General features: G+C 29.5%; 4 protein-coding genes and 2 rRNA genes. 5 read left to right on the top strand and 1 reads right to left on the bottom strand.

Features of this window, described 5'->3' with window-relative positions; all coding sequences use genetic code 11:
* The first annotated feature begins 23 nt into the window (after positions 1 to 23).
* Positions 24 to 140 (top strand): 5S ribosomal RNA (gene rrf, locus Tmeso_RS15490).
* Between the two features lie 858 nt (positions 141 to 998).
* Here the strand turns inward: rrf and Tmeso_RS15485 are convergent.
* The gene (locus Tmeso_RS15485) at positions 999 to 2,180 is read right to left on the bottom strand and encodes a pyridoxal phosphate-dependent aminotransferase (protein ID WP_099192820.1); all 1,182 of its coding nucleotides are present in this window, start codon (positions 2,178 to 2,180) and stop codon (positions 999 to 1,001) included.
* Positions 2,181 to 2,418: 238 nt separating this feature from the next.
* Between Tmeso_RS15485 and Tmeso_RS15480 the strand changes: the two genes are divergently transcribed.
* The 4 genes from Tmeso_RS15480 to Tmeso_RS15465 form a co-directional block, all read left to right on the top strand.
* Entirely contained in the window at positions 2,419 to 3,942 is a 1,524-nt protein-coding gene (locus Tmeso_RS15480) for a cobyric acid synthase (RefSeq protein WP_099192818.1), read from the top strand.
* A 290-nt stretch (positions 3,943 to 4,232) separates the two neighbouring features.
* Entirely contained in the window at positions 4,233 to 6,587 is a 2,355-nt protein-coding gene (locus tag Tmeso_RS15475; protein ID WP_099192817.1) for an anaerobic ribonucleoside triphosphate reductase, read from the top strand.
* A 14-nt stretch (positions 6,588 to 6,601) separates the two neighbouring features.
* Positions 6,602 to 7,138, top strand: a complete 537-nt coding sequence (gene nrdG, locus Tmeso_RS15470) for an anaerobic ribonucleoside-triphosphate reductase activating protein (protein WP_099192816.1) — start codon at positions 6,602 to 6,604, stop codon at positions 7,136 to 7,138.
* Positions 7,139 to 7,593: 455 nt separating this feature from the next.
* A 16S ribosomal RNA gene (locus Tmeso_RS15465) occupies positions 7,594 to 7,808 on the top strand; the annotation flags it as partial.

The following is a 7,808-nucleotide window of genomic DNA, read 5'->3' as shown; positions in this document are numbered from 1 at the left end:
GATTTACAACAAAATAAAGATTATGTGGTTATTATAGCAAGGAGGATACACCTGTTCCCATTCCGAACACAGAAGTTAAGCTCCTTAGCGCCGATGGTACTTGGAGGGCAGCCTCCTGGGAGAGTAGGACGTAGCCACGTAATCTTTTTTTATTGTATACGAAACTATATGATTTTGAATCTATGGATAACATTTGTTGAAAAACTATACTTGCAACTATTTTTAAGCAACGGAGACCGTTAGGGATCGTTGGCGACATGAGTCACCGCGTAGCGAGTAGACGAATTTTTTATTTTTTGTATAGTGATTAATCGAAAAAAGATGGTCATTTAAATACCGTGAATACATTAAATATATTTACAAAACTACATGTTCTATCTTATTAAATATACTAAAACTTCTTAAACTCGCTTAGGCTCAGACACAAGAAGTTTTTTAACGTATATTTAAGCGATACAACATAAGTTTTATTAAAATATATTTAAAAGATTCACTAACATTTAAATAACCATCTTTTTTAGTATGTAGATATATCAATAAAGTTAACTCTTAGAGAGAAAAAGAATACGTGGCGACTTGGAGATATGAGATTAATATAAAAATATAAGAACATTTAGATTGGTTAAAAAAGCATAAGCTTGTTCTTTTAATAGTAAATATAGATATAGAAATGAAGCTATCGCTTTGAGCAGTAACCATTATCTATAAAATTTGCGATAGCAATCTTAGAATTAAAAAATAATGATCATTAAAATGTTAGCGAATTTATTAAATATTTCTCTATAAAACTTGTATTACAGTATTTGAATATTCGTTAAGAAAGTTCGATGTTTGAGCATAGCGAGTTTAGAACTTTTAGGATATTTAAATACTGTAATGCTTAGTTTTATAGAAATATTTAATATATGAGAGGTATTTTAATGATCATTATTTTTAGGTTGTTATTGTTATAAGTTATATACATAGATAAAAATAGTATATTGACTTAGGAATTGGCTCTACAATAAAGAATTTACAAATTCCTTAATACCCTTAATGCCTTTAACTAAAGTTTCCTCACTACAAGCATAAGAAATTCTTATATAATCATCCATTCCGAATGCAACTCCAGGAACTGCTGCTACATTATTATTAGATAAAAGCTTGTCGCAAAATTCAACTGAAAAACTATCTTTATAATCAAGTTTAGATTTAAAATTAGAAATATCTATAAATATATAAAAAGCACCTTTTGGATAAATATAGTCTATTGAGTTTATATTAGACAGCAAATCTATAGCTAAATCTCTTTTTTGCTTGTATATCTTAACCATATCATCTATATCATCTGAGCAGTACTTTAATGCTCCATATGCGCACCATTGAGATATAGTAGATGGATGTGAAACTAGATGTCCTTGAACTGTAGAAATGCCCTTAGCGATACTTTTATTTGAAGCAGAATAGCCAACTCTCATACCTGTCATAGCAGCTGATTTAGAAAAACCATTTATAGTTATAGTGATATTTTTAGCTTCATTGGATAAAGATGCTATACTAACAAAATCATCTTCATAAGATATTTTTTCATAAATCTCATCTGCTAATATATATATATTGTTTTTTGTACATATATCAACAATTCCTTCAAGTTCTTCTTTGGTATAAATAGCGCCAGTAGGATTTGATGGATTAGAGATAAATAACATTTTTGTCTTAGAAGTCATATATTTTTTTATGTCGGATACAGTAACCTTGAAATTATTTTTTTTATCAGTGTCTACAAAAACGGGTAGACCTGAGCATAATTTTATCATTTCAGGATAACTAACCCAGTATGGTTTAGGAACTAAAACTTCATCGCCAGGATTTAATATAGAAATTAAGGTATTAGTTATAGCGTGTTTTGCTCCACTTGAAATAACTATTTCATCCAAATCGTAATCAACATTATTTTCAAACTTAAACTTTTTGATAACTTCATTTTTCAATTCATTAAGTCCTGAAACATTGTTATACTTAGTCTTATTATTATTAAAAGCATCAATAGCAATATCTTTTGCTTTTGTAGGCACATTAAAATCGGGTTCACCTATGCTTAAATTGCATATATTAAGGCCTTTTTCTTGAAGCTCCGCTACTTTAGAGCTTATACCGATAGTATAAGATGGTGTTATATTTTTTAATTCATTAGAAAGCATTTAATCACTCCTCACTTAAGTTCGATTTAATAAATTATAGCATAATAATAATGTTATATTAAATATAATATTATTTTATCCTAAAGATAAAGCCTATAAAACTGTAATGAATATAAATTTATAAACATATTAGCTTATATAAGTTATAATATAATTGAATTAATTAAGTAAGAAATGTTAAAATTTATATATCTAATTTAAATAAATATAAGAATACAAAATACAAGGGGGATAAATAATGGGAAAATCTATAATGCTTCAAGGAACAGCTTCTAATGTAGGCAAAAGTTTACTTACAGCTGCATTTTGTAGAATATTTAAGCAAGATGGGTTAAATGTAGTACCTTTTAAATCACAAAATATGGCTCTGAATTCATTTATAACAAAAGACGGAGATGAAATGGGACGAGCTCAAGTATTTCAAGCAGAAGCTGCAGGATTGGAGGCTGATGTTAGAATGAATCCTGTACTTTTGAAACCTACAACAGATAAAAAATCACAAGTTATAATCAATGGAAATGTATATGCTGATATGGATGCTGTGACTTACCATAAATTTAAACCAAAGCTTTCAAATATGATAAAAGAAGTATATGATCAACTAGAAAATGAATATGATGTAGTTGTATTAGAAGGAGCGGGAAGTCCTGCTGAAATAAATTTAAGAGAAAATGATATAGTAAATATGGGGATGGCAAATCTATCAGACTCACCTGTTATAATAATTGGAGATATAGATAGAGGTGGAGTATTTGCATCGTTAGCAGGTACTATGCTACTTTTAACAGAAGAGGAAAGAAAAAGAGTTAAAGGAGTTATAATAAATAAATTTAGGGGAGATGTAGAAATACTAAAGCCAGGAATAAAAATGATTGAAGATATAATAAAAGTTCCAGTTCTTGGGGTTATACCGTATAGTAATCTTAAAATAGAAGATGAAGATAGTCTTACAGATAGATTTAAAAATCAAAAATCAAAAGAAAGTGGAGCAATTAATATAGAGGTTTTATATCTTCCACACGTCTCTAATTTTACAGATTTTAATGTTTTTGAAACTCAGGAAGATGTTAACTTGAGATATGTAATGAGGGGTGAATCTATAGGTGATCCAGACATATTAATAATACCTGGAAGTAAGAATACAATAGAAGACCTTATTTATTTAAGAGAAAGTGGTCTTGAAAGACAGATAAAAGATTTACACAAAAAAGGAAAACTTATATTCGGTATTTGCGGAGGATATCAAATATTAGGGAAAAAACTATACGACCCAGATGGAGTTGAATGTGGAATAAAAGAAATAGACGGGATAGGTCTTTTAGATATAGAAACTACATTTGAAGGAGAAAAGATAACTACACAAGTAGAAGCTATTATTCAAAATAATGTAAGAGGACTACTATCTTCACTTGAAGGAATGAAGGTAGAGGGTTATGAAATACACATGGGAAGAAGTGTAGTAGGGAAGGAATCTAGAAGTTTGAATAAAATGATTAAAAGAATGAACGAAAATATAGATGAGCTAGAAGGAGCTATAAATTTACAAGGTAATGTAGCTGGCAGCTATATACATGGAATATTTGATAATATAAGCTTTACAAGAGGATTGCTAAATAATATAAGAAAGTCTAGAGGATTAGATGAAATACAAAGTGAAGTTACATCTTTTAAAGAATTTAAAGATAAAGAATACGATAAATTAGCTAATATAGTAAGATCAAATGTTGATATGGATAAAATATATTCTATATTAAAAGGATAGTATAGAGTTTCACATACTAAGTATAAGCAAATGTAAACTGTTCTATAAAAATTTTAGGAAAAATTTCGAAAAAAATAGACCCATTATAAATACTTGGTTTCAGAAAAATGAACTTGAAATTTCAATACTTTGAGACTGTTTGACTAATTTGATTAATTTTGATAATCTAAATATAGCAAATATACGAAGACCCTTTAACGAGGTTAAAGGGTATTTTTTTTGATTGATGACACTACATGTAGTACAAATCAAATAGACGCATACAACATAATGTACAAGGGGGCAGTAGCATGATTGAAAATGTAAAAAAAAGAGACGGTAGAATAATTAGTTTTAGTAAAGACAAAATAGCTAGAGCTATATTTTTAGCTGCTAGTGAGGTTGCTCAAAAAGAAGGAAAAACACCAGACTACAAAGTGGCAGAAAAATTAGCAGATAAGGTACTAAGTCTTTTAACTGAAAAATACATAGGACAAGTTCCGAATGTTGAAAATGTTCAGGATGCTGTTGTAAAAACTTTAATAAAAAATGGACATGCAAGAACTAGTGAATCGTATATATTATACAGAGCGGAAAGAAGTAGAATAAGAAACTCTAAGACAAGGTTAATTAAATCTATAAAAGAAATAACTTTTTCAGATGCAGATAATGCAGATATAAAAAGAGAGAATGCTAATATAGATGGAAATACAGCTATGGGAACAATGCTTCAATATGGGAGTGCTGTATCTAAGGAATTTTGTAAAGAATTTGTAATAAAGCCTAATCATTCAAAGGCACATGATAGTGGAGATATACATATACATGATATGGATTTTTTAAATATGGGTACTTTAACTTGCTGCCAAATCGATATAACTCAATTATTTAAAGGAGGATTTTCAACAGGTCATGGACACCTAAGAGAGCCTCAAGATATCTTAAGTTATTCTGCACTTGCAGCAATTGCTATTCAATCTAATCAAAATGATCAACATGGAGGGCAAAGTATACCTTTTTTTGATTATGGTATGGCAAATGGAGTTAAAAAAACATTTAAAAGATCGTATATAGAGAATATATATAAAGCTATAAGTATAGAAAATGATATTAAAGAAGATCAAATCAAAATTATAGGCGACAGAATTGATGAACTAGAAAAATCTTTGAACAAAGAAATTTCGTTAACTATAGATGAAGAGATAAACAATAAAATCAAGCAAGAATTGATTAAGGCATATAATTTAGATCAAGAAAAATGCTTAAAAATACAGAAATTCGCAAGTAAGGAAGCTTTGAGAGAAACAAATAGAAAAACTTATCAAGCTATGGAAGCTTTTATACACAATTTAAATACAATGCACTCAAGAGCTGGAGCTCAAGTACCTTTTTCTAGCGTTAACTTTGGAACAGATACAAGTGAAGAAGGAAGAATGGTTAGTAAAAACCTATTACTTTCTTTGGAAAAGGGACTTGGGAATGGAGAAACAGCTATATTCCCTATTTTAATATTTAAAGTAAAAGAAGGTATAAATTTAAATAAAGAAGATGTAAACTATGACTTATTTAAATTAGCATGTAAGGTTTCATCAAAGAGATTATTTCCGAATTTTAGCTTTATAGATGCTCCATTTAATCTTCAGTATTATAAAGAAGGACGTCCTGAAACAGAAGCTACTTACATGGGATGTAGAACAAGAGTACTTGGAAATGTATGTGGAGAAGAAATAGTTACAGGTAGAGGGAATCTTTCATTTACAACTATTAATCTTCCTAGATTAGGGATAAAACATGGAATATTAAAAAATAAAGAGAGCGATATAGAAGGGTTTTATAAAGAGCTCCAAGAAAAAATAGATTTAGTAGTAGATCAATTAATGGAAAGATTTGAAATACAAGCAAATAAAAAAGTTAAGAATTTTCCTTTCTTAATGGGACAAGGGGTATGGCTTGGCTCTAAAGAGTTATCATGGGAAGATGATTTAAGAGAAGTTATAAAGCAAGGAACATTGACAATTGGATTTATAGGACTTGCTGAGTGTCTAAAGGCATTAATAGGGGAACATCATGGAGAAAGTGATTATGCCCAAAATTTAGGTGTCGAGATAATTAAATACATGAGAGATAAAATGGATGAAGCTAGTGAAAAATATGGATTGAATTTTTCTTTAATAGCAACTCCTGCTGAAGGATTAAGTGGAAGATTCACTAAAATAGATAAAAAAGAGTTCGGTGAAATAGAAGGAGTTACAAACAGAGATTACTATACAAACTCTTTTCATGTGCCTGTATATCACAAGTTATCTGCATTTGATAAAATAGAAAAAGAGGCTAAATATCATGCACTTACTAATGCAGGACACATAAGTTATATAGAACTTGATGGAAACCCATCAGATAATATAGAAGCATTTGAAAGTATAGTAAGAGCCATGAAGGAAGCTGGAATCGGATATGGAAGTATAAATCATCCACTTGATAGAGATTCGGTTTGTGGATTTAATGGAGTTATAGACGATACTTGTCCAGCTTGTGGAAGAAAAGACGGAGAAGATGGCATATACTTTGAGAGAATAAGAAGAATAACAGGATACCTAGTTGGTACTGTAGATAGATTTAATGATGCTAAAAGAGCTGAGGTTAAAGATAGAGTTAAGCATAATTAAAAAGGGGTGATATTATGAAGTTAAGACTAGCATCTTCTGTGATATCAGACAGCATAGTTGATGGACCAGGACTTAGAACTGTAATATGGACCCAAGGCTGTAAGCACAAATGTAAAGGGTGTCACAACAAGCAAACTCATGATTTTTGTGGAGGTTTTGAAGTTGAAGTGGAGTCAATAATAGATACTTTAAAATGTTTGAAACTACAAAAAGGTATAACTCTGTCTGGAGGAGATCCATTTGAACAACCAGATGCTCTTGTGAAAATATGCAAAGAAGCAAGAAAACTTGGGCTAGATGTTTGGGCTTATAGTGGATATACATTTGAGCAATTAACTGATATTAAAAATGAAAGATATTTTAAATGGAATACACTTTTAAATGAGATAGATGTATTAATAGATGGTAAATTTGTAGAATCTAAAAAAAGTATGCTTCTAAAGTATAGAGGATCATCAAATCAAAGAATAATAGATGTAAAAAAATCATTACAATTGAAAAGAGCTGTTCTTCATGTGGATTATAATGAAGACATGGATATAGCAAAATAAAAGCGAGGTATATACTTCGCTTTTATTTTTTAGATAATTATATTAAGAAATATTTTAAATAAACACTCTAAAATCAAAAAAATATGCATCTTAATCTTCAAAATAAAGATTTTTAATGACTAATTTAGATTATTTTATATAGAATTGTAATAATTTTTACTTTAAATTATGCAATATAATAAATTCTATGTACATGTTTAAATATAAAGCTTTAATAGGATAATTAAATAGAAACAAATTATATGTTTTGAAAATTATTTCAAAAAAGGTGTTGACGGATTATTAAATAGCTGATATATTATTACTTGTCCTCGATAATGAGGCGAACGAGAAACACATGAACACAACATATGAACTTTGAAAATTAAACAGTAGGTTATAAATAAATCACATCAGTGATTTTCGGAATAAACAAACATAAAGTCAGTTTACTGAGTACTGACAAACTTTAAATTTTATTTAAGAGTTTGATCCTGGCTCAGGATGAACGCTGGCGGCGTGCCTAACACATGCAAGTCGAGCGGAGATTAAAAAGCTTGCTTTTTAATCTTAGCGGCGGACGGGTGAGTAACGCGTGGGTAACCTGCCCTATACACACGGATAACATATCGAAAGATATGCTAATACGGGATAATACATTTTTAAGGCATCTTAGAAATGTCAAAGATTT

This window comes from Tepidibacter mesophilus (genome assembly GCF_002724055.1).
Classification (GTDB): Bacteria; Bacillota; Clostridia; order Peptostreptococcales; family Peptostreptococcaceae; genus Tepidibacter_A; species Tepidibacter_A mesophilus.
This window is presented reverse-complemented; position numbering and strand designations above follow the sequence as displayed.